The sequence below is a fragment of the Caballeronia sp. LZ033 genome, assembly GCF_031451265.1.
In the GTDB taxonomy this organism is placed as follows: domain Bacteria; phylum Pseudomonadota; class Gammaproteobacteria; order Burkholderiales; family Burkholderiaceae; genus Caballeronia.
This window is the reverse complement of the sequence record NZ_JARUXQ010000001.1, coordinates 1,144,323-1,163,518: the sequence shown is the minus strand read 5'-3', so window position 1 is coordinate 1,163,518 and position 19,196 is coordinate 1,144,323. Positions and strand designations below refer to the sequence as shown.

Annotated in this window: 23 protein-coding genes and 1 tRNA gene; 16 read left to right on the top strand and 8 right to left on the bottom strand. The window is 63.8% G+C overall.

Annotated features, from left to right (window positions below):
• Window positions 1–4: 4 nt before the first annotated feature.
• Complete coding sequence (locus tag QCE62_RS05225; protein ID WP_309915129.1) at window positions 5–685, bottom strand: ribonuclease HI family protein; 681 nt, start codon at window positions 683–685, stop codon at window positions 5–7.
• Between the two features lie 165 nt (window positions 686–850).
• Between QCE62_RS05225 and QCE62_RS05220 the strand changes: the two genes are divergently transcribed.
• Window positions 851–1,357, top strand: a complete 507-nt coding sequence (locus QCE62_RS05220; RefSeq protein WP_309915125.1) for a PRC-barrel domain-containing protein — start codon at window positions 851–853, stop codon at window positions 1,355–1,357.
• Between the two features lie 33 nt (window positions 1,358–1,390).
• On the opposite strand, the gene QCE62_RS05215 is transcribed toward QCE62_RS05220, so the two are convergent.
• Window positions 1,391–1,633: a hypothetical protein gene (locus QCE62_RS05215; RefSeq protein ID WP_309807961.1), complete on the bottom strand. Its 243-nt coding sequence runs from the start codon at window positions 1,631–1,633 to the stop codon at window positions 1,391–1,393.
• A gap of 84 nt (window positions 1,634–1,717) precedes the next feature.
• Between QCE62_RS05215 and QCE62_RS05210 the strand changes: the two genes are divergently transcribed.
• The 3 genes from QCE62_RS05210 to QCE62_RS05200 all read left to right on the top strand — a co-directional run bounded on the left by QCE62_RS05210 (window position 1,718) and on the right by QCE62_RS05200 (window position 2,749).
• Window positions 1,718–1,942, top strand: coding sequence for a hypothetical protein (locus tag QCE62_RS05210; RefSeq protein WP_309915124.1), 225 nt, complete (start codon window positions 1,718–1,720; stop codon window positions 1,940–1,942).
• A 148-nt stretch (window positions 1,943–2,090) separates the two neighbouring features.
• The gene (locus QCE62_RS05205) at window positions 2,091–2,429 is read left to right on the top strand and encodes a hypothetical protein (protein ID WP_309915121.1); all 339 of its coding nucleotides are present in this window, start codon (window positions 2,091–2,093) and stop codon (window positions 2,427–2,429) included.
• 197 nt (window positions 2,430–2,626) lie between these two features.
• Entirely contained in the window at window positions 2,627–2,749 is a 123-nt protein-coding gene (locus QCE62_RS05200) for a hypothetical protein (protein WP_309915119.1), read from the top strand.
• Window positions 2,750–2,911: 162 nt separating this feature from the next.
• Here QCE62_RS05200 and QCE62_RS05195 read toward each other — a convergent pair.
• The 4 genes from QCE62_RS05195 to acs all read right to left on the bottom strand — a co-directional run bounded on the left by QCE62_RS05195 (window position 2,912) and on the right by acs (window position 7,468).
• Window positions 2,912–3,001: transfer RNA gene (locus QCE62_RS05195), tRNA-Ser, on the bottom strand.
• Window positions 3,002–3,044: 43 nt separating this feature from the next.
• Window positions 3,045–5,069: a sodium:solute symporter family protein gene (locus QCE62_RS05190; protein WP_309915117.1), complete on the bottom strand. Its 2,025-nt coding sequence runs from the start codon at window positions 5,067–5,069 to the stop codon at window positions 3,045–3,047.
• Window positions 5,066–5,404, bottom strand: coding sequence for a DUF4212 domain-containing protein (locus QCE62_RS05185; RefSeq protein ID WP_309807956.1), 339 nt, complete (start codon window positions 5,402–5,404; stop codon window positions 5,066–5,068). Before QCE62_RS05185 ends, QCE62_RS05190 begins: the two co-directional genes overlap by 4 nt.
• 81 nt (window positions 5,405–5,485) lie before the next feature.
• A complete protein-coding gene (gene acs, locus QCE62_RS05180; RefSeq protein WP_309915114.1) occupies window positions 5,486–7,468 on the bottom strand; it encodes an acetate--CoA ligase in 1,983 nt (660 codons plus the stop codon).
• A 670-nt stretch (window positions 7,469–8,138) separates the two neighbouring features.
• On the opposite strand from acs, the gene QCE62_RS05175 reads away from it, so the two are divergent.
• From QCE62_RS05175 to QCE62_RS05140, 8 genes are all read left to right on the top strand, one after another.
• Window positions 8,139–8,726 (top strand): TIGR00645 family protein, encoded by a 588-nt coding sequence (locus QCE62_RS05175; protein WP_309915111.1) that lies wholly within the window; start codon window positions 8,139–8,141, stop codon window positions 8,724–8,726.
• Window positions 8,727–8,813: 87 nt separating this feature from the next.
• Window positions 8,814–10,349 carry a fumarate hydratase gene (locus QCE62_RS05170; RefSeq protein WP_309915108.1) on the top strand — a complete coding sequence of 512 codons (1,536 nt, stop codon included), beginning with the start codon at window positions 8,814–8,816 and terminating at the stop codon, window positions 10,347–10,349.
• A 221-nt stretch (window positions 10,350–10,570) separates the two neighbouring features.
• A complete protein-coding gene (gene bfr / locus QCE62_RS05165) occupies window positions 10,571–11,047 on the top strand; it encodes a bacterioferritin (RefSeq protein ID WP_035506542.1) in 477 nt (158 codons plus the stop codon).
• 13 nt (window positions 11,048–11,060) lie between these two features.
• Window positions 11,061–11,945, top strand: a complete 885-nt coding sequence (gene murI, locus QCE62_RS05160; RefSeq protein WP_309915105.1) for a glutamate racemase — start codon at window positions 11,061–11,063, stop codon at window positions 11,943–11,945.
• Between the two features lie 175 nt (window positions 11,946–12,120).
• A complete protein-coding gene (locus QCE62_RS05155; protein ID WP_309915102.1) occupies window positions 12,121–12,357 on the top strand; it encodes a (2Fe-2S)-binding protein in 237 nt (78 codons plus the stop codon).
• Between the two features lie 379 nt (window positions 12,358–12,736).
• Window positions 12,737–13,468 carry an energy transducer TonB gene (locus QCE62_RS05150; protein WP_309915098.1) on the top strand — a complete coding sequence of 244 codons (732 nt, stop codon included), beginning with the start codon at window positions 12,737–12,739 and terminating at the stop codon, window positions 13,466–13,468.
• Between the two features lie 29 nt (window positions 13,469–13,497).
• Entirely contained in the window at window positions 13,498–14,244 is a 747-nt protein-coding gene (locus tag QCE62_RS05145; protein WP_309915095.1) for a MotA/TolQ/ExbB proton channel family protein, read from the top strand.
• Window positions 14,245–14,262: 18 nt separating this feature from the next.
• On the top strand, window positions 14,263–14,685 hold the full coding sequence (locus tag QCE62_RS05140) for a biopolymer transporter ExbD (RefSeq protein ID WP_309915092.1): 423 nt from the start codon (window positions 14,263–14,265) through the stop codon (window positions 14,683–14,685).
• Window positions 14,686–15,028: 343 nt separating this feature from the next.
• Here QCE62_RS05140 and QCE62_RS05135 read toward each other — a convergent pair whose 3' ends face one another.
• Window positions 15,029–16,000, bottom strand: coding sequence for a LysR family transcriptional regulator (locus tag QCE62_RS05135; RefSeq protein ID WP_309915089.1), 972 nt, complete (start codon window positions 15,998–16,000; stop codon window positions 15,029–15,031).
• A gap of 169 nt (window positions 16,001–16,169) precedes the next feature.
• Between QCE62_RS05135 and QCE62_RS05130 the strand changes: the two genes are divergently transcribed.
• From QCE62_RS05130 to hemP, 4 genes are all read left to right on the top strand, one after another.
• Window positions 16,170–17,042: a pirin family protein gene (locus tag QCE62_RS05130; RefSeq protein ID WP_309915086.1), complete on the top strand. Its 873-nt coding sequence runs from the start codon at window positions 16,170–16,172 to the stop codon at window positions 17,040–17,042.
• A gap of 143 nt (window positions 17,043–17,185) precedes the next feature.
• Entirely contained in the window at window positions 17,186–17,581 is a 396-nt protein-coding gene (locus QCE62_RS05125; protein WP_309915083.1) for an OsmC family protein, read from the top strand.
• Between the two features lie 39 nt (window positions 17,582–17,620).
• Window positions 17,621–18,109, top strand: a complete 489-nt coding sequence (locus QCE62_RS05120; RefSeq protein ID WP_309915082.1) for an SRPBCC family protein — start codon at window positions 17,621–17,623, stop codon at window positions 18,107–18,109.
• 147 nt (window positions 18,110–18,256) lie between these two features.
• Window positions 18,257–18,505, top strand: coding sequence for a hemin uptake protein HemP (gene hemP, locus QCE62_RS05115; protein ID WP_309807942.1), 249 nt, complete (start codon window positions 18,257–18,259; stop codon window positions 18,503–18,505).
• Between the two features lie 265 nt (window positions 18,506–18,770).
• On the opposite strand, the gene QCE62_RS05110 is transcribed toward hemP, so the two are convergent.
• On the bottom strand, window positions 18,771–19,184 hold the full coding sequence (locus QCE62_RS05110; RefSeq protein ID WP_309915079.1) for a heme-binding protein: 414 nt from the start codon (window positions 19,182–19,184) through the stop codon (window positions 18,771–18,773).
• Window positions 19,185–19,196 lie beyond the last annotated feature (12 nt).

The following is a 19,196-nucleotide window of genomic DNA, read 5'->3' as shown; positions in this document are numbered from 1 at the left end:
CCTCTCAGGCGGCCGCGCCTGCCGCGGGCGGCCGTTCGAGCGCCGCGCGCGAGAGCGCGTCGGCGCGCTGATTGCGGGCACGCGGAAGCCACTGGATGCGCGCATCGCCGAGTTGCGCGAGAAGCGCGCGCGCCTGATGCGCGTGAGCCGCAAGCGCGCGAATGCCGGAGGGTTCAGCCGCGTTCACGTCATCGATCACCACGCGGCTGTCGCCGTGAATCACGATGCCCTGCGCCCGCTCGCGCAGCGCGGCTTCGAGCACCGCGATGAGGGCGCGATATTCCGCCACGCTGCTGTCGCCATGGCCGCACGCGGCGCTGATCTCCACCGTCCGGCCGCACGGCCCGACCAGCACTCCGCCGATCCCGAGCCGGCCCGGATTCGGCAGCGCCGAGCCGTCGAACCACGCGCGCCATGCGCCCGCGACACACTCAGGCTCGCGCACTTGCGCGGCGATCGATCGTTCGGCCCGGCGCATCTCGCGCTGGCGCCGCGCAGCTTCATCCTTGCGTTGGGTTGCACGGCGGGCATCGACGAGCGCCTGTACGGTCTCTCCGGCAGCGGCCTTGGTCAGCGTCCTGTACAGCGCCGCATGTTCGCTGATGGCCGCGCCCCGGGCGAGCCTGCGGCTTTGCATGCGTTCTCGTTTGTAGGCAACGGCCAGCAGTTCGTCGAAATCGATCATGAGACCCGGGCGAAATGAGCGAACGCCGAGCTTAGCAGACCCGGATGGGGCGGCCGTGCACTGCCCGTCCGTATGGGTACGGCTGTTGCTCACTCAATGCAGGACCGTCGCGCGCAGTCCAGGAGCCGCGGGAGGTCTGTCCGCAACTGAGCCAAGGAGCAGAACATGAGTGATTCGATGGGATCGTCTTCCGGCGGCGCGAAGATCGTCGGCAAGGGCGCGGCAACCGCCGCGGGACCGGGGCCGGATGTGATGGCAGCCAGCACGCTCGATGGCAATTCGGTGATCAGCAGCGATGGCCACGATGTCGGCTCGCTGAAGGACATCATGCTCGACGTGAGCAATGGGCAGATTGCGTATGCGGTGCTGTCGAGCGGGGGATTTCTCGGAATCGGCAATAAGTTGCTTGCCATTCCATGGAGCGCGCTCACGCTCGACACCGACAACCGCTGCTTCCGTCTCGATGCAACAGCTGAACAGGTTCGCAACTCTCCGGGTTTCGACAAGGACGCGTGGCCGTCGATGGCCGATCACGTCTGGGCCAGCACGGTGCATCAGCACTACGGGCGCGAGCCGTACTGGGCGACGGATCGCGCGAGGGACGTGAGTCAGGCCGGGGCCATTCCGCCCGAGGGCGTCGATGCGCCCGAGGCGGGCGGGGTCAAGCTCTGACGAGGTAACCGACAGCGTTGACCGGCCGCGAGATCAGTCGAGCGGCCGCTCGCCGACCTGCATGTTGGTGCCTTCCGTTTCATCGGTCAGGGCGCGGAGAACGTCTGACGCAAAATCTTCGATGGCAAGGTGCCACTCGATCGTGCCGACGGCGAAGTCGTTCGGATTGCTCTTCCCTTGCGCCCGGCGAATCGCTCCTACCGAGAGACTCAACGCGCGTGCGTGCTGGAAGTGCGGGTCGTCCGAATCGATGAAGGGGAGTTGGTCTTTGTTCATGGTACCTATTACGGTCCTTGCCGACGAAACTTGAGAAGGGCACACGGTACGCAATCGTTTGCGCGAGGGAATGCCCTGATTCCAATGCAAAGCTATCTAAACCTTGCCGGAAATTCGGGTGTCGCAGCATTCGACATCCTGCGTACCGGCATCATGGTGCGTTTCGTCAGCGGCGGGACTTATTTGTATGACTATCACGTGCCTGGGCGTACGCACGTGGAAGCAATGAAACGCCTGGCCCTGAGCGGCCGTGGTCTCAGCACCTATATTTCACGGCTTGGCGCGGAGTATGCCAAACGGATCGCTTAGCTGCTCGAACCACGCATTTTACGCGAAGTAAATAGCCTTACTTCGTACGAATCGTTTGACGCAGGTCTCGGCGAATCGTTGGGATGCCCAATGAATATTATGATTATCAGAATGCGTCCGAAAGGCAAGCATCGTCCGCCGGTGCGGCATGGTCGATGCTGACATCCCTGTAAGCGGCGCACTCGCGTCGACTTTCAAGGAGACGGTCATGAAAGCCACTTTCGCCATCAGCGGTGCCCTACTCGCGCTTTGCAGCGCAACAGCGTTCGCCCAGGACATGTCGCGCGATCAACTCATGCAGAAGCCTCAGCAAATGCAGCCCGGCAAGCACGAGTCCGTGCCGACGCCTCGCACCGGCGATGCATCGCGCGGCGGCGTACCTTCGAGTACCTCGGGAAGCGGAACACTGATGCAGCAACGCGAACACGGCATGTCGTCCGATGCGCCGTCCAACCCGCCGCAATCGACCGGCACCATGAAGCAGTGAGTGGTGCATGCGCGTGGCGTCGATGAAGCATGCGACGCCACGTGACCACATCATTCAAGACCTCGGGTTCGCCTGAACCGATCTTGCTTCGCGCGGGACCGTGCGCATGAAGCGTATATGCTGTTTTCTCCACATGACCAGGAGAGAACGGATGAGCACACCGCACGTCAAGGCGCTGCCAGAAAGGCGGCGTGCACGTGAAGAAGAGCGAACTGCTGCGCGCCGCAATCGCGATGCTCGACGCCGCGCCGGAGAAAAAGTTGATCGCAGCGATCAAGGCGCTCGAGACGGTGAAGACGGGACGACCGTCGAACGTTTGAGCTGCATCGATGGGTGAATCTGGATCAACGCCGTCGCCGCGAGTAACTGCGAGTAACCGGATAGTTAGCGCGGCGGGCGCGCCCAAAGACTTTGATACAAACCAGTGGTACAAAACAAAAATCCCGCATGGCCGATGACCATGCGGGATCCGATGTCTGTCCTGGCGGAGAGAGGGGGATTCGAACCCCCGATAGGTTTTACCCTATACACGCTTTCCAGGCGTGCGACTTAAACCACTCATCCATCTCTCCGGAAGACCGCGATTATACCAAGTTCCCGCCACTGCGCCAGCCCCTACGGATGGCGAATGTAATCCACCAGTGCGCGCGTATAAGCGTCCGGCTTGCGGTCCAGCAGGCTCACCGCGATCGCCACCGCGAACCCTGCCGGCACGCCGAACACCCCCGAACTGATCGGCTCGATGCCAAACCAGCGCGCCCCCGCAAACCCGGTGAGCTGCACGAAGAACGGATAAGTCGACACGATGTAGTACACGCACACCACCAGCCCCGCGATCATCCCGGCGACGACCCCGCGCTGCGTCGTGCGCTTCCAGAACACGCCGAGCACCAGCGCCGGAAACAGACTCGACGCCGCCAGCGAGAACGCCGCGCCCACCAGGAACAGGATGTTGCCCGCATTCAACGACGCCACATACGATGCCAGCAGCGCCACGCCCAGCAGCAGGATCTTCGAGATGGTCACGCGCCGCTGACTGCTCGCGCCGCGATCCACCATGCAGTAATAGACATCGTGCGAGAGCGCATTGGCGATCGTCAGCAGCAGTCCATCGGCTGTCGAGAGCGCCGCCGCCAGTGCGCCCGCCGCAATCAGCCCCGAGATCACATACGGTAGCCCCGCAATCTCCGGCGCGGCCAGCACCACCATGTCCGGCTGCATCTGGATGCCTGCCCAGCGCACGATGCCATCGCCATTCACGTCGCTGATCCGGATCAGATAGGGTTCCACGCGTCGCCACTGCGTAACCCATTGCGGCAGATCCGCGAACCGATGCCCCACCAGTCCCGTCAGGATCTCGTGCTTGATCAGCACCGCGAGCACCGGCACCGTCAGATAGAACAGCGCGACGAAGAACAGCGTCCAGCCGACCGAACGCCGCGCCGACGCCACCGACGTCGTCGTGTTGTAGCGCGTGAGAATGTGCGGCAGGCTCGCCGTGCCGATCGAAAGACACAGCAGCAACGCCAGGAAGTTCACCTTGTGCACGCGCGGGCTCTCGTCGCTGGCGGAGCCTGGCGCGAAGGCTTCGGCCATCGGCACGGGAGCGGCCACGCGTTCGCTCAGCGCATCGCGCTCGCGCGTCCACTTGACCTGCGCATCGGCGGGATCGCGCGGAAACGCGGCCAGTTCCCGCTCCCGCTCGTTGATCTCGCGCAGCGGCCCGTTATGCCGCCGCAACTCGGCGATCTCCGCCGTCAGCCGCGCATGCTCGACGTGGAACGACTGCGGCAACGCGTCGATGCGCTCCTGCACCCGCGCCGCCTGCCGCTGGAAATCGGCACGCACGCGCGCCTCGTCCGGCGACACCGCCACCGCCCGCTCCAGCGCCTCGACCCGCTCCATCACGCGGCCATAGTTCAGTTGCGGGAACCAGCCGAGACCTTCACGATGCGCGATCATCGACACGGGAATCAGCATCGCGCTGATGAGGATGATGTACTGCGCCACCTGCGTCCACGTCACGGCGCGCATGCCGCCGAGAAACGAGCACACGAGGATGCCCGCGAGCCCGCAGAAGATGCCGATCGAAAACTCGATGCCGATGAAGCGCGAAGCAATCAGCCCGATGCCCTGGATCTGCGCAACGAGATACACGAACGAACAGAGAATCGCCGCGACGGCCGCCAGCGCGCGCACCAGGTTGCTCGAGAAGCGCGTGCCGAGAAAGTCGGGAATCGTGTAGCGGGCGAGCTTGCGCACGTACGGCGCAAGCAGGAACGCGACGAGACAGTAGCCGCCCGTCCAGCCCATCACGTAGGCGAGGCCGTCGTAGCCGCTCGCATAGATGGAACCCGCGAGGCCGATGAACGAAGCCGCCGACAGCCAGTCGGCGGCCGTCGCCATGCCGTTGAACGCCGACGGCACGCGGCGCCCCGCCACGTAGTACTCAACCAGGTCCGAGGTGCGCGACAGCAGGCCGATCACCGCATAGACCGCGATCGGCACGAACAGGAACACATAGCCGATCCACGTGCCCGGTCCCGTCGTGCGCTCGATGCGCTCCATCAGGAAGATGAACAGCAGGAAGCCGAGCGTATAGAGCGCGTAGGACAGGATCAGCCGGTTCGTGAGCTTCATGCGCCCTCGCCCTGTTCCGCGCGGGCGACGCGCAGCAGGCGCGCATCGGCGACCTGCATCAGCACGATATAGACGACGATCAGCCCGACATACACCAGGATCGCGCCCTGCGCGCCGAAATAGAACGGCAACGGGAAGCCCGCGACGCGCACGTGATCGACGCGTTGCGCCACCAGCGGCAAGCCGAACGAGACGACGAAGCCGATCGTCATCAGCACGGCAATGAGTGCGAGGTTGAAGCGCCAGTACGTGCGATGCGCGCGCGCCATCGCGGCCGAGACGGGCGGGGGGGAGGCGGGCGGCTGGCTGGAGGAATCGGCGGGAGGGGTGGCCATGCGGTTTTTTAACAAAACCGCATGGCATCGGCAATCAGGATCGACCGCGGCGCTCAACGAGCAGCCGCGATCCTTGAAGCATCAGCGCGCTTCGCCCAGTTGATCGAGGATCGCGGGGTTTTCGAGCGTGGACACGTCCTGGGTGATCTCCTCGCCCTTCGCGAGCGAGCGCAGCAAGCGCCGCATGATCTTCCCGGAACGCGTCTTCGGCAGGTTCTCGCCGAAGCGGATGTCCTTCGGCTTCGCGATCGGGCCGATCTCCTTGCCGACCCAGTTGCGCAACTCGGTCGCGATCTGCTTCGCTTCGTCGCCTTCGGGACGCGCGCGCTTCAGCACGACGAACGCCACCACGGCTTCGCCGGTCGTGTCGTCCGGACGGCCGACCACCGCCGCTTCCGCGACCAGCGGATTGGCCACCAGCGCCGACTCGATTTCCATCGTGCCCAGACGATGCCCCGAGACATTCAGCACGTCGTCGATGCGGCCCATGATCGTGAAATAACCCGTGGTCTTGTCGCGCACCGCGCCGTCGCCGGCCAGATACAGCTTGCCGCCGAGTTCCTCGGGGAAGTAGCTGGTCTGGTAACGCTTCGGGTCGCCCCAGACGTTGCGCAGCATCGACGGCCATGGCCGCTTCACGACCAGGATGCCGCCCTGCCCGTTCGGCACGTCCTGACCGGTCTCGTCCACCACCGCGGCCATGATGCCCGGCAGCGGCAGCGTGCAGGAACCCGGCACCAGCGGCGTCGCGCCCGGCAGCGGCGTGATCATGTGGCCGCCGGTCTCGGTCTGCCACCACGTATCGACGATCGGACACTGCCCGCGCCCGACATTCTCGTGATACCAGACCCACGCTTCCGGATTGATCGGCTCGCCGACCGTGCCGAGGATGCGCAGCGTCGACAGGTCGAAGCTTTTCGGATGCACCTTCGCATCCGCTTCCGACACCTTGATGAGCGAGCGGATGGCCGTCGGCGCGGTGTAGAAGATCGTGACCTTGTGGCGGCCGATCATCTCCCAGAACCGTCCCGCGTGCGGATAAGTGGGCACGCCCTCGAACATCACCTGGGTCGCGCCGATGGCGAGCGGCCCGTACGCGATATAGCTATGCCCGGTGATCCAGCCGATGTCCGCCGTGCACCAGAAGACATCGCCCGGCTTCATGTCGAAGGTCCACTTCATGGTCTGCGCGGCCCACAGCAACAGGCCGGCCGTGCTGTGCTGCACGCCCTTCGGCTTGCCCGTCGAACCCGACGTGTAGAGGATGAACAGCGGATGTTCCGCGCCCACCCACTCCGGTTCGCATTGGCTCGATTCGTTCTCGACGATCTCGTGCAGCCACGCGTCGCGCCCTTCGGTCCAGCCGATCTTGCCGCCGGTGCGGCGATACACGATCACGTCCTTGACCTTGTCGCAGCCGCCCGCGGCCAGCGCTTCGTCGGCGATGCTCTTGAGCGGCAGCGCCTTGCCGCCGCGCATCTGCTCGTCCGCCGTGATGAGCGCGACCGCGCCGACATCGACGAGACGCTCGTTGAGCGACTTCGACGAGAACCCGCCGAACACCACCGAATGCGTGGCGCCAATGCGCGCGCACGCCTGCATCGCGACCACGCCTTCCACCGACATCGGCAGATAGATGACGACGCGGTCGCCCTTCTTCACGCCGCGCTTCTTGAGCGCATTGGCGAGACGGCACACGCGCTCGAGCAGGTCCTGATAGGTGATGTGGATGACGGTGCCGTCGTCGGCTTCGAAGATGATCGCGTTGTCATTGCCGCGGCCCGCTTCGATATGGCGGTCGAGACAGTTGTACGACGCATTGAGTTCGCCGTCCTCGAACCACGTATAGAACGGCGCCTTCGTTTCATCCAGCACCTTCGTGAATGGCTTGTGCCAGGCGAGCGCCTCACGTGCAAGGCCGGCCCAGAAACCTTCGTAATCTTTCTCTGCCTGGGCGACGAGCGCCTGATACGCGTCCATGCCGGCAATGGCCGCATCCGCCGTTGCCTTGGCCGACGGCGGGAAGATGCGTTTTTCGTGAAGAACTGATTCGATCGCAGACATCGACAACCTCTCTGATGGTGTTTCCAAAATCCGCCGGCGCCCGCATCGCTGAATGGGCTGCGTGCGCCGCATGTTGTGGGATCCGTCGGCGGAAACGCGCGGCGTTTCCGGACCCGATCCTGTCTCCGTTCTTGTGGCCGGCGCCGCCGTCATGGCGCGCGCGTCCGGCCATTGCGAAGGCCCGCGCCGGGCGGCACGGGCACATGTCGCGGCGCCCTGTGTGGCCGCGGACATGCCGCATCGACTTCAAGCATCGACTTCAAGATAAGCCGCCCAACTTACCCGCTTCTTACGCGTGCCGGCCAATGAACACGGGGTATACGCGAAGTGAGCGCGTGTTGCGCATGCGCCCCGCAATCGTAACTGAACTGACTCCCGGTGCGGTACCCAGCCCTGACCGGCGCGCGATTCTTTTGATCGAAACCATGGTTTCGGCCGCGCGCCCCCTTGCGCCGCTCCCTTTGCGTCACCCCGGCCCATGCGGCGCAACGTTCGCGCAGACTGTCACGCCGACGCGCTACAATACCGGGCTTTCCCTGACCGCGAACGTGCTCGAATCCGCATCGAGTCCGCATTCCGCCGGCTCTTGCCATTGCTTTCAGGTTCAGCCGCCGTCGGCTTCGTCCGTTTCATCTGTTTCGTCTGTTTCTCGTCGACTGAAAAGCCGCTCATGTCCGCTCCCAAGCACACTCCCGGTTCCGTTCGGCCCGGCGCGATGAAGGCGCTGCCCAGAATCATCTTCATGAGCCGCTGGCTGCAGGTGCCGCTCTATCTCGGGCTGATCGTCGCGCAAGGCGTGTATGTCGTGCTCTTCCTGAAGGAAGTCTGGCATCTCGTCACGCACGCAATGACGCTCGACGAAACTAACATCATGCTCGTCGTGCTCGGCCTGATCGATGTGGTGATGATCTCGAACCTGCTCATCATGGTGATCGTCGGCGGCTACGAGACCTTCGTGTCGCGGCTGGGCGTCGAGGGCCACCCCGACGAACCCGAATGGCTCGATCACGTCAACGCCGGCGTGCTGAAGGTCAAGCTCTCGATGGCGCTCATCAGCATCTCGTCCATCCATCTGCTCAAGACCTTCATCAACCCCGATCAGCACACCTTCCATACCGTGCTGTGGCAAGTGATCATCCACGTGGCCTTCCTGCTGTCCGCGCTCATCATGGCGTATGTCGACAAGCTGACCACGCACACGCATCCGCGGCACTTTCACGACGAGTCCTTCGCGCCGCCGCGCGGCGCAGCAGACTGAACGTCACCTGAAACGCCGCATGAGCGTCACATGAAGCGTCGCCTGAACGCACACCAGAAAAAATTTCGTCCCCCAGAGCCTCGAGCCATGACCGTCATCAAACAGGAAGACCTGATCCAGAGCATTGCGGATTCCCTGCAGTACATCAGCTACTACCATCCGCTCGACTACATCCAGGCGCTCGGCCGCGCCTACGAGCTGGAAGAAAGCCCGGCGGCGAAGGACGCCATCGCGCAGATCCTCACCAACAGCCGCATGTGCGCCGAAGGGAAGCGCCCGATCTGCCAGGACACGGGCATCGTGACGGTGTTCGTGAAGGTGGGCATGGACGTGCGCTGGGGCAGCGACAACGGCGGTGCGACGATGTCCGTCACCGACATGATCAACGAAGGCGTGCGCCGCGGTTACCTGAACCCGGACAACGTGCTGCGCGCGTCCATCGTCTCGCCGCCCGAAGGCGGCCGCAAGAACACCAGGGACAACACGCCGGCCGTGATCCACTACGAGATCGTGCCGGGCGACAAGGTCGACGTGCAGGTCGCGGCCAAGGGCGGCGGCTCGGAGAACAAGTCGAAGTTCGCGATGCTGAACCCGTCGGACTCGATCGTCGACTGGATCATCAAGACCGTGCCGACCATGGGCGCCGGCTGGTGTCCGCCAGGCATGCTCGGCATCGGCATCGGCGGGACCGCGGAAAAGGCGATGGTCATGGCGAAGGAATCGCTGATGGACCCCATCGACATCCAGGATGTCATCGCGCGCGGCCCCAGGGACTGGATCGAGGAACTGCGCGTCGAGCTGCATGAGAAGGTGAATGCGCTCGGCATCGGCGCGCAGGGTCTCGGCGGCCTCGCCACCGTGCTCGACGTCAAGATCATGGCCGCGCCGACGCATGCGGCCTCGAAGCCCGTCGCGATCATCCCGAACTGCGCCGCGACCCGTCACGCGCACTTCACGCTCGACGGCAGCGGCGCCGCGAAGCTCGAAGCGCCGCCGCTCGACGCGTGGCCCGACGTCACGTGGCAGCCCAACACCGAGACGAGCCAGCGCGTCGACCTGAACACGCTGACGCCCGAGGAAGTGGCCTCGTGGAAGCCCGGCCAGACGCTGCTGCTGTCGGGCAAGATGCTCACGGGACGCGACGCCGCGCACAAGCGCATCGCCGACATGCTCGCCGCCGGCGAAAAGCTGCCGGTCGACTTCACGAACCGCGTGATCTATTACGTAGGCCCGGTCGATCCGGTGCGCGACGAAGCCGTCGGCCCGGCAGGCCCGACCACGGCCACGCGCATGGACAAGTTCACGGAAACGATGCTGGCGCAAACCGGCCTCGTCTCGATGATCGGCAAGGCCGAACGCGGCCCGGTCGCCATCGAGTCGATCAGGAAGCACAAGGCGGCCTATCTGATGGCGGTCGGCGGAGCGGCGTATCTCGTGTCGAAGGCGATTCGCGAGGCGAAGGTGCTCGCGTTCGAAGACCTCGGCATGGAAGCCATCTACGAATTCGACGTGCAGGACATGCCGGTGACGGTTGCCGTCGATTCGAACGGCACCTCGGTCCACAATACGGGACCGGCCGAATGGCAGGCGAAGATCGGCAAGATTCCGGTCGCCACGGTCTGAGGCGGGATCGACGGTTGCCTGTCGCAATGGTCAGCTGACAGGCAACCCGTCAACGAAAGAGCCGGGCACGCGCCCGGCTCTTTTCTTTAAGATCGCGCCCATCGAGAAGGGTTTTCATTCTCAGTTTCATCTCGAAAAAAAATTTTCTACTCAACCTTGGCTTTGTCACGCACAAGGTTTATCTTTCTCAAAATCCCACGTTACAGACAGGAAATCAAGCCATGCAAGGCGACGCGAAAGTCATCGAATATCTGAACTCGCAGTTGAAGAACGAACTGACCGCGATCAATCAATACTTCCTGCACGCCCGGATGTACCAGCACTGGGGCCTCGAAAAGCTCAACAAGCACGAGTACGACGAATCGATCGGCGAAATGAAGCACGCCGACTGGCTCATCCAGCGCGTCTTCATGCTCGACGGACTGCCGAACCTGCAGGACCTGCACAAGCTGCTGATCGGCGAGGAAACCAAGGAAATCCTCGAGTGCGATCTGAAGCTCGAGCAGATCTCGCAGTCCACCTGCAAGGAAGCCATCGCCTATTGCGAATCCGTGCGTGACTTCGTCTCGCGCGAGATCTTCGAAAAGATCCTGCACGACACGGAAGAGCACATCGACTGGCTGGAAACGCAACTGGATCTGATCGACAAGGTCGGCATCCAGAACTACCAGCAAACCATGATGGGCGATCACGAGTAATCCGTTCGTCACGATGCCCGTCAGCGCAGGATCCCCGCTTGCCCTGCCCCCACGCGCCGCGCTGGACGCGAGCGCGCCGGTCGGCATTTTCGATTCCGGCCTGGGCGGGCTGTCGGTGCTGCGCGCCGTGCGCGCCATCCTGCCGCACGAACGTCTGATCTACGTCGCCGACTCGCTTCACGCGCCATACGGCGAAAAAACCGACGCATTCATCGGCGAACGCACGCTGGCCATCGGCGAATGGCTCGTGTCGCAGGGCGCGAAGGCGCTGGTGGTCGCCTGCAATACCGCAACCGCGCAGTCCATCGCGCTGGTGCGTGAGCGTTTGTCCATTCCGCTCGTCGGCGTGGAGCCGGGCGTCAAGCCGGCGGCGGGCGTGTCGCGCTCGCGCGTGGTCGGCGTGCTGGCGACAGCGGTGACGCTGCGTTCGGCGCGTTTCCAGTCGCTGCTCGACCGCTACGCCGGGGACTGCCGCTTCATCTGCCAGGCGGGACACGGCCTGGTGCAGGCGGTGGAACGCGGCGACACGTCGTCGCCCGCGCTCATGGCGCTGCTCGAAAGCTACCTTTCCCCCATGCTGGACGCGGGCGCTGACACGCTCGTGCTCGGCTGCACGCACTACCCTTTCCTGGACGGCGCCATCCGCGCGATTGCCGGCGAACGCCTGCACATCGTGGACACGAGCGTGGCCATCGCCCGGCAGCTCGAACGCCTGCTCGATACCCACGCGCGCCGTTCGGACGCGGCGTCGGCGGATCTTTTGCCCCGCTTCTGTTCCACGGCGGACGGCGAATCGCAGCGCCAGCTCGCCGCTGCCCTGCTCAGGCTCGACGCGCCAGTCGAGCATGTCAGCATCCCATCCGGCCTCCCGCGGCTCGCCGAACCCGACATCGCGTGAGGGTTTCTCGCCCGCCGCGCGCCCTGCGCCGCGCGCTTTCCCGCGCCAGCGCTGGCCGCTAGCAACAAATCTGCTAACTTGCCTGGTCTGTTACAAAAAACACAGAGCCCTGCTTGCATTGGTGCGCAAGTCGAATGATAATAATTCGCATTAACGCAAGCTTTCGCGAACGATCATGATTGTCTGTGTTTGCAAATCAGTGTCCGACCGCAAGATCCGAGCATCCATCGCCGAGGGTGTGGACACCTTCGACGAACTCCAGTTCGAGCTCGGCGTGGCCATGTGCTGCGGCAAGTGCGAGGAGAGCGTTCGCGACGTGATGGCACAGAGCGGCGTGTGCGCCGCGCAGTGTGGCGTCGAGCCGCGCGAGCACGTGGCGCCGCTGACGTTCTATGAGCGCAAGGCGGCCTGAAGCCAGGCCGCAGGTTCCGGCGTCGCGCTTCCGCGGCGGCGCCCGCAGTCTTTCAAGCTTTTTTGCCAGTTTCGCTGTCCGATCTCCGAAACGCCTTCAGCAAGCCAGGTTACCTTCGAACATCCGGTCACTTCCAGCTAGCCAAGCACCTCCCCCGAGCAACCCTTATCCCTGGAGGGAACCATGGAATTGCTGATCGGTTTCGTGACCACCCTGTTTATTTCATTGCTGATCTTTCGAACATGACGTCGCCTGGTTTCCTGTTTCTCCGTTGCGCCGGATCCGCCCAGTTGCTGGACTTCAAGCTGAAACGAACCCGCGGCATGATCGGCATCAATTCACACCGCACCACAAGCAGCACTCAAAGCAGCCAATAAGAATGCAGTCCCCGACCACTACTCCCGCCGCTTTCCAGACAGCGCCGGCATCGAGCGCCAGTCCGCGCGTGATTGCCGCGTGTGCCGCCGTCGTCGTGCTTCATGCAGTCCTGCTCGGCGTCGCGATGACGATGCACAACGAGCCGCCGCCGCGCCCGATCGAAGCCAAGTCGATCACCGCGCAGCTCATCAGCGAAACGCCGCAGCCCGCGCCGCAGCCGGTCGCGGTCGAAACGCCGCCGCCGCCCAAGCCGCTTCCGAAGCCGGTCCCGAAGCCGCTGCCCAAGCCCAAGGTCAAGCCCAAGATTGAGCCGAAGCCCACGCCGATGCCGGTCACCGAAGCGCCGTCGCAAATCGCCGCGCCCGCGCCGGATCCCACTCCGCCCGCGCCGGCGCAGCCGGCCCCGCCGCCCACCGCGCCCGCCATCGGCAAGCCGAGCATGGATCTCGCCGCGCCGAAGAACGTCGCGCGGCTGAGCTGCAATATCGCAGAGCCGGAGTATCCGGCCATGGCCAAGCGCCGCGGCGAAACAGGCACGGCGACCGTGCGGCTGACGGTCGGCGTGTCGGGCAAGATCGAGAACATCACGCTGCAGAAAAGCAGCGGCTCGTCGCGGCTGGATGACGCCGCGCTCGCGGCGGTACGCAGCAGCGCGTGCAGTCCGTACAAGGAAAATGGCGAAGCGATCCGCGCTACCGCCACGGTGCCATTCGTATTCAGTCTCAACGACTGACCGGTTTTTTTAGATACAAGGAAAGAGCAATGCAAAACTACGGGATTGCGCACGTCTGGGCGCAAGGTGACTTCGTCACGCGGGGCATCGCGCTCGCGCTGGTGATCATGTCGGTACTGTCGTGGACCGTCATCATCGTGAAGGCATGGAATGTCGTGCGCCTGAAGCGCCTGACCAAGAACGCCGAACAGGCCTTCTGGCACTCCGACGACTTCAACGACGGCATCAAGAAGCTCGGCAGCCAGTCGTCGAGCCCGGCAGACAACCCGTTCCTCGCCTTGGCCCTCGCCGGCCAGGAAGCGGCGGATCATCATCACCAGACGCAACCGCATCTGCACGACCGCATGGACGTGTCGGACTGGATCACGCGCTGCCTGAAGGACGTGATGGACGAAGGCGTCGGCCGCATGCAGTCGGGCCTCGCGGTTCTCGCGTCCATCGGTTCCACTTCGCCGTTCGTCGGCCTGTTCGGCACGGTGTGGGGGATCTATCACGCGCTGCTGACCATCGGCGCGACCGGCCAGACGTCGATCGACCAGGTCGCCGGCCCGGTCGGCGAATCGCTGATCATGACCGCGTTCGGCCTGTTCGTTGCAATCCCTGCAGTGCTCGGCTACAACGCGCTGACGCGCGCGAACAAGGGCATCGTCACGAAGCTGAACCGCTTTGCACACGGCCTGCACGCGTTCTTCGTCACGGGCACGAAGCTTTCGTCGACGAAGCGCGCGACGAACGCCTCGTCCGACAGCCTGCGTCTCGCGACGCGCGCGTCGTAAGCCCGGGAGGTTCGCATCATGGCCATGAGCCCTTTTGCCGGCGATGAAGACGACGGCATGATGAGCGAGATCAACATGACGCCGCTCGTCGACGTCATGCTGGTCCTGCTGATCATCTTCCTGGTGACGATCCCCGCGATGCATCACGCGGTGAAGATCGACCTGCCGCACGCGAGCAGCCAGCCGCAGGACGAGAAGCCCGCGCACGTGAACATCGCAATCCAGGCCGACGGCACGACGCTGTGGGACGAACAGCCTGTCGACGAAGCGACGCTCAACGCGCGCATCGCGCAGGCGGCGCAGCAAACGCCGCAACCGGAGATCCAGCTGCGCGCGGACCGCAAGGTCGCGTATGAGAAGGTCGCCGACCTGATGTCGGCGGCGCAGGCGGGCGGGCTGACCAAGATCGGCTTCGTCACCGAGCCGAAGAGCGGCAAGTAAGCCGGCTCAAGCAACGCGCGCGCTTTCGAACGTTCGCACGCTCCAAAGTAAAAGGCCTTCATCGTCAGATGAAGGCCTTTTTTTGTGCGCGCTCGGCGCATTCGGGCGAGGCGGTCACTTTGGGTTCGTATAGCCAGAACCAGAAGTCCCGTCACATGCAGCAGCCGTGGTCGACACGGACAGTGCAATCAACCCTATCAGGCTAACTATCAGAGCAGCCGTGAGTTTTCGCATAGGAGCTCCTTAGCGAAAGAGGTTTCAATATACTGCCGCCATTTTCGGGCATCAATTGAATCTGACCATCGCTTATCCGCACTGCCCCGCCTCGAATCAATGACGCGCGTCATTGCGTTGAAACTGTTTCTCGTTCCGGCCGTTCATGAACAGGACATTCTCCGGGGAAGAGCTGTCCGCTGCCGATCGACTCGACCAGAAAATCGACGAACGCCCGCACTGCAGGGACCATGCCTTGCCGTGACAAAAACACCGCATAGAGTTGCGGCGACGGAAAGGTCCAGCCCGGCATGACCGGCGACAGTTGCCCCGTGCGCAGCGGCGCGCCGTACATCATCTCGGGCAGCGCCGCGATGCCGACGCCGCGCATCACGGCCTCGCGGATCATCGACAGGTCGGCGGTGACCAGCCGCGGCTCGTGCTCGAACTCGTGGCGCGTGCCGTCCGGCGCGATCAGCCGGTAGACATGGCGGCCGTCCGCCGAGGGCGTATCGAGCGTGTCGTACTGCGCGAGTTCGGCGGGCGTCATCGGCGGCGCATTCGACTTCAGCAGCGACGGCGCCGCCACCAGCATCTGTTCCGTGCGCCACAGCGGCCGCGCGACCACGTTCGAACTGGCGGGCGGCTCCGAGCGCACGCGCAGCGCGACATCGATGGCATCCTCGAACAAATCCACCACGCGGTTGGTCACGCGCAGCACCACCCGCACCTCCGGAAAACGATGCATGAAGTCCGGCATCACGGCGGACAGAAAGGTCTGCGCGATGGTCACCGGCACGCTCACGCGCACCGTGCCGCGCGGCGAATCGCGCAGGCTCTGCACGACATTCACCGCCGCCTGCGCTTCGGCCAGCATCGCCTGGCAATGCTGGTAGAACAGCTGGCCCGCCTCAGTCAGCGCCAGCTTGCGCGTGGAGCGCTGCAGCAAGCGCACGCCGAGCGAAGCCTCGAGTTCCGAGACGCGGCGCGACAAACGCGACTTCGAAATGCCGAGCACGCGTTCCGCAGCCGAGAAGCCGCCGTGCTCGACGACGTGCGAGAAATACATCAGATCGTTCAGGTCGTGCGAGTCAACTTTCATGGTCGATCGGAAAACTCGAGAAGGCGCGTTGCTGTGGTTCGTTATCGCCAGCGGGACAATCCATTGCGCCGAGGCGGCTTTTTACGCGAAATGCGGCCCATATAATAGCCCTGTGTTTCAAAAATATCGCTATTCCCCTTTGAACGCTGGATTCACGAAGCGAGACATCATGACCGACAGCCGCAGCATCGAACGCATCATTCCGGCGACCCGCACCGTCGAAGGCGGCGGGTTCGTCGTGCATCGCCCGTTTCCGACCCGTCTCCTGATGGACTTCGACCCGTTCCTGTTGCTCGACGAAATGGGTCCGGTCGATTACGCGCCCGGCGAGGCCAAGGGCGCGCCGGATCATCCGCATCGCGGCTTCGAGACCGTCACGTACATGCTCGAAGGCGAGTTCGGCCACAAGGATTCGGCAGGTCATTCCGGCACGCTGCTGCCCGGCGACGTGCAATGGATGACCGCCGGCGCGGGCGTCGTGCACAGCGAGATTCCCGCCGAGGCTTTCACGCAGCGCGGCGGGCGCGTGCATGGCCTGCAACTGTGGGTGAACCTGCCGCAGCGCGACAAGATGGTCGCGCCGCATTATCAGGAGATTCCGTCGGCACGCATTCCGGTCGCGATGAGCGAGGACGGCAAGGTCCGTGTGAAGGTCATCGCCGGCGAGGCGCTCGGCGTGAAGGCGGCGATCGAAACGCGCACGCCGATCCTGTATCAGCACGTCTCGCTGCAACCGGGCGCGACGATCTCGCTGAACGTGCCGCGCGAGTTCCGCGTGTTCGCGTATCCGCTGTCGGGCACGGCGCTGTACGGCCCGCAGAAGCAGCCGGTGCGCGCCCAGCAGATGGTGATCTTCCGCGACGACAGCGATACGGTCTCGCTCGCCGCCGGCGACGAGCCCGTGGAACTGCTGTTGATCGGCGGCGTGCCGCTCAAGGAGCCGGTCGTGCGTTATGGTCCGTTCGTGATGAACACCGAGGACGAGATCCGCCAGGCCGTCATCGATTATCAGGCGGGCCGGATGGGCGCGATCGCGCATTGAGCATTCAGCGTTGAACATGCAAGGGCGCTGATTTTCAGCGACTCCGGCGCGGCATGAACGGACACATTGCGTCACAATGACCGTTCGTTCCGCGCCGTTTCGTTTCACACTTTCATTTCACCGGATCAATCGAGGAGCAGCGCATGACCCGCCCCGTCGTGACCGCCGAGATCGGCGCTACCGATTTCCACGTTCGCCTCGCGGACGGCTCGCACGACTGGAGCGCCGACGAACCCGTCAGCCTCGGTGGCGGCGACACGGCTCCGGACCCGCACTCGCTTCTGCTCGGCAGCCTCGGCGCCTGCACGTCCATCACGCTGAAGATGTACGCGAAGCGCAAGGAATGGCCGCTCGAGGCCGTGCATGTGGAACTGTCGATAGAGAGCGCTGCAGCGGGCACGCGTATCGATCGCCGCATCGCGCTGACCGGTCCGCTCAGTGACGAGCAGCGGGAACGTCTCTTGCAAATTGCCAATGCGTGCCCGATCCACAAGGTCCTGTCCGGTCCGATCCACATCGATTCCGTACTGGCGCCGTAACGCGTCGCGGGCACACTGAACGTTCAAGGAAACGTCGTTTTGAATTTCGAACACCTCATCCAGATCAACGATCCGCAGAATCCGCTGGTCCAGTCGCTGACACGCGAGCAACTGTGGGAAGGCCTTGTCCTGCGCGCCGAGCAGCCGCAGTTGTTCGTGCTGGGACTGGACCGCTGCGACATCCTTTCGCGCGACGGCGACAGCATGGAGCGCGAGTTGCATTATGGCCAGGCCATCGTGCGTGATCGCGTGACGCTCAACCCGCAGTCGAGCGTGCGCTACGACATTCTGCCGACCGCCGAATATGTGGGCGGCTCGCTGACAATGGCGATCGAGGAGCCCGACGATCAACAGCTTTTCCTGCGCTTCACCTACAGCACCACGCTGCCGGAGCAAGCCAACCCGACGCCCGATGAACTGCAGACGCAGGAGATCGTGAAGTCGGCGTATCGCGAGTCGGACATCGACACCGTGCATCTGATCCGTCAATTCGCGCACGGCCGGAACGACGACAAGCCGCTGCACTGAGCCTCGTTCAAACGTGGCGGCGAATGCTTCGCCGCTACATCGAGCTTGGCTATCAAAAATTGTGCTTCGATCAGAAAGTCTATTTGCAAATAGGAATAGTTATCATTTACTATAGACCCATCGAATCAACGAGCGCACTCTTCCGACATGACCGACACGCTGCGATCTTCCACGCTCAGGCTGCGCCGCCCGGCTGTCCGCGACGCCGCGATTACCCGCCCGAAAGCGACCACCGTGACCACCGTTCACGTCCAGCACGCCGCGGAAAGCCCGGGCGAGCGGTCACTGAAAAGCGATGCGCTGTTGCAGGGACGCAGTCATGTCAGCATCCTGCATAACGGGGAGACCTATCAGTTGCGCGCGACTCGTCTGGGCAAGCTGATCTTGACGAAGTAGCGCAAAGAACAGCAGTAGTACCGTGTATTGTGGGGACCACCTCTCCAAGAGGTGTTTGGCCTTAGCCAGCGAGGACGACTTGCACGCGAGAATTTAGACCCCTTCGTGCAAACACCAGCCAGTCGTCGATAGCAAGCGAAGCCGCTTTTTTTGGTTCCCGCGCGTCTGCGTGATGGTCCGCCTGATGAGGCCAGCGCAATGATGAACAAGCGAACGGCACGCCCTTCTTCCCGAAGGCGTGCCGTTTTGTCTTTGATGAAAAGCGTCAGACGTTCTCGATACCCAGCGCAGCGATGCCCGCCTTGGCGATCTGCGCATCCTGTTCCGACTTCACGCCCGAGACGCCCACCGCGCCCACGATGTCCGTACCCACGAAGATCGGCACGCCGCCTTCGAGCATCGCGGTCATCGGCGCGCTGAGAAACGCCGTGCGGCCCTGCTTGATGGTGTCTTCGTAGACTTTCGTCTCGCGGCGGCCGAGCACGGCGGTGCGGGCCTTGCCCGTCGCCATCTCGACGGTGCTCGCCCCCGCCCCTTCCAGCCGATGCAGATGCAGCAGATGCCCGCCATCGTCGACGATCGCAATCGTCACGTTCCAGTTGTGATCATTCGCGTGCGCCTCGGCGGCGGCGGCCATCGACTTGACGTCGTCGTCGGTCAGTACGGGTTTGGTTCTCACGTGCGTTCTCGC

Excerpts from the sequence above, each read along its gene's own strand:
- bfr (WP_035506542.1), top strand. The coding sequence starts at position 10,571 with ATGCAAGGCGACGCGAAAGTCATCGAATATCTGAACTCGCAGTTGAAG.
- QCE62_RS05205 (WP_309915121.1), top strand. The coding sequence starts at position 2,091 with ATGGTCGATGCTGACATCCCTGTAAGCGGCGCACTCGCGTCGACTTTC.
- QCE62_RS05190 (WP_309915117.1), bottom strand. The coding sequence starts at position 5,069 with ATGAAGCTCACGAACCGGCTGATCCTGTCCTACGCGCTCTATACGCTC.
- acs (WP_309915114.1), bottom strand. The coding sequence starts at position 7,468 with ATGTCTGCGATCGAATCAGTTCTTCACGAAAAACGCATCTTCCCGCCG.
- QCE62_RS05170 (WP_309915108.1), top strand. The coding sequence starts at position 8,814 with ATGACCGTCATCAAACAGGAAGACCTGATCCAGAGCATTGCGGATTCC.
- QCE62_RS05210 (WP_309915124.1), top strand. The coding sequence starts at position 1,718 with ATGCAAAGCTATCTAAACCTTGCCGGAAATTCGGGTGTCGCAGCATTC.
- QCE62_RS05220 (WP_309915125.1), top strand. The coding sequence starts at position 851 with ATGAGTGATTCGATGGGATCGTCTTCCGGCGGCGCGAAGATCGTCGGC.
- hemP (WP_309807942.1), top strand. The coding sequence starts at position 18,257 with ATGACCGACACGCTGCGATCTTCCACGCTCAGGCTGCGCCGCCCGGCT.
- QCE62_RS05125 (WP_309915083.1), top strand. The coding sequence starts at position 17,186 with ATGACCCGCCCCGTCGTGACCGCCGAGATCGGCGCTACCGATTTCCAC.
- QCE62_RS05140 (WP_309915092.1), top strand. The coding sequence starts at position 14,263 with ATGGCCATGAGCCCTTTTGCCGGCGATGAAGACGACGGCATGATGAGC.
- QCE62_RS05155 (WP_309915102.1), top strand. The coding sequence starts at position 12,121 with ATGATTGTCTGTGTTTGCAAATCAGTGTCCGACCGCAAGATCCGAGCA.
- QCE62_RS05175 (WP_309915111.1), top strand. The coding sequence starts at position 8,139 with ATGTCCGCTCCCAAGCACACTCCCGGTTCCGTTCGGCCCGGCGCGATG.
- QCE62_RS05215 (WP_309807961.1), bottom strand. The coding sequence starts at position 1,633 with ATGAACAAAGACCAACTCCCCTTCATCGATTCGGACGACCCGCACTTC.
- QCE62_RS05185 (WP_309807956.1), bottom strand. The coding sequence starts at position 5,404 with ATGGCCACCCCTCCCGCCGATTCCTCCAGCCAGCCGCCCGCCTCCCCC.
- QCE62_RS05130 (WP_309915086.1), top strand. The coding sequence starts at position 16,170 with ATGACCGACAGCCGCAGCATCGAACGCATCATTCCGGCGACCCGCACC.
- QCE62_RS05150 (WP_309915098.1), top strand. The coding sequence starts at position 12,737 with ATGCAGTCCCCGACCACTACTCCCGCCGCTTTCCAGACAGCGCCGGCA.
- QCE62_RS05225 (WP_309915129.1), bottom strand. The coding sequence starts at position 685 with ATGATCGATTTCGACGAACTGCTGGCCGTTGCCTACAAACGAGAACGC.
- QCE62_RS05145 (WP_309915095.1), top strand. The coding sequence starts at position 13,498 with ATGCAAAACTACGGGATTGCGCACGTCTGGGCGCAAGGTGACTTCGTC.
- QCE62_RS05135 (WP_309915089.1), bottom strand. The coding sequence starts at position 16,000 with ATGAAAGTTGACTCGCACGACCTGAACGATCTGATGTATTTCTCGCAC.
- murI (WP_309915105.1), top strand. The coding sequence starts at position 11,061 with ATGCCCGTCAGCGCAGGATCCCCGCTTGCCCTGCCCCCACGCGCCGCG.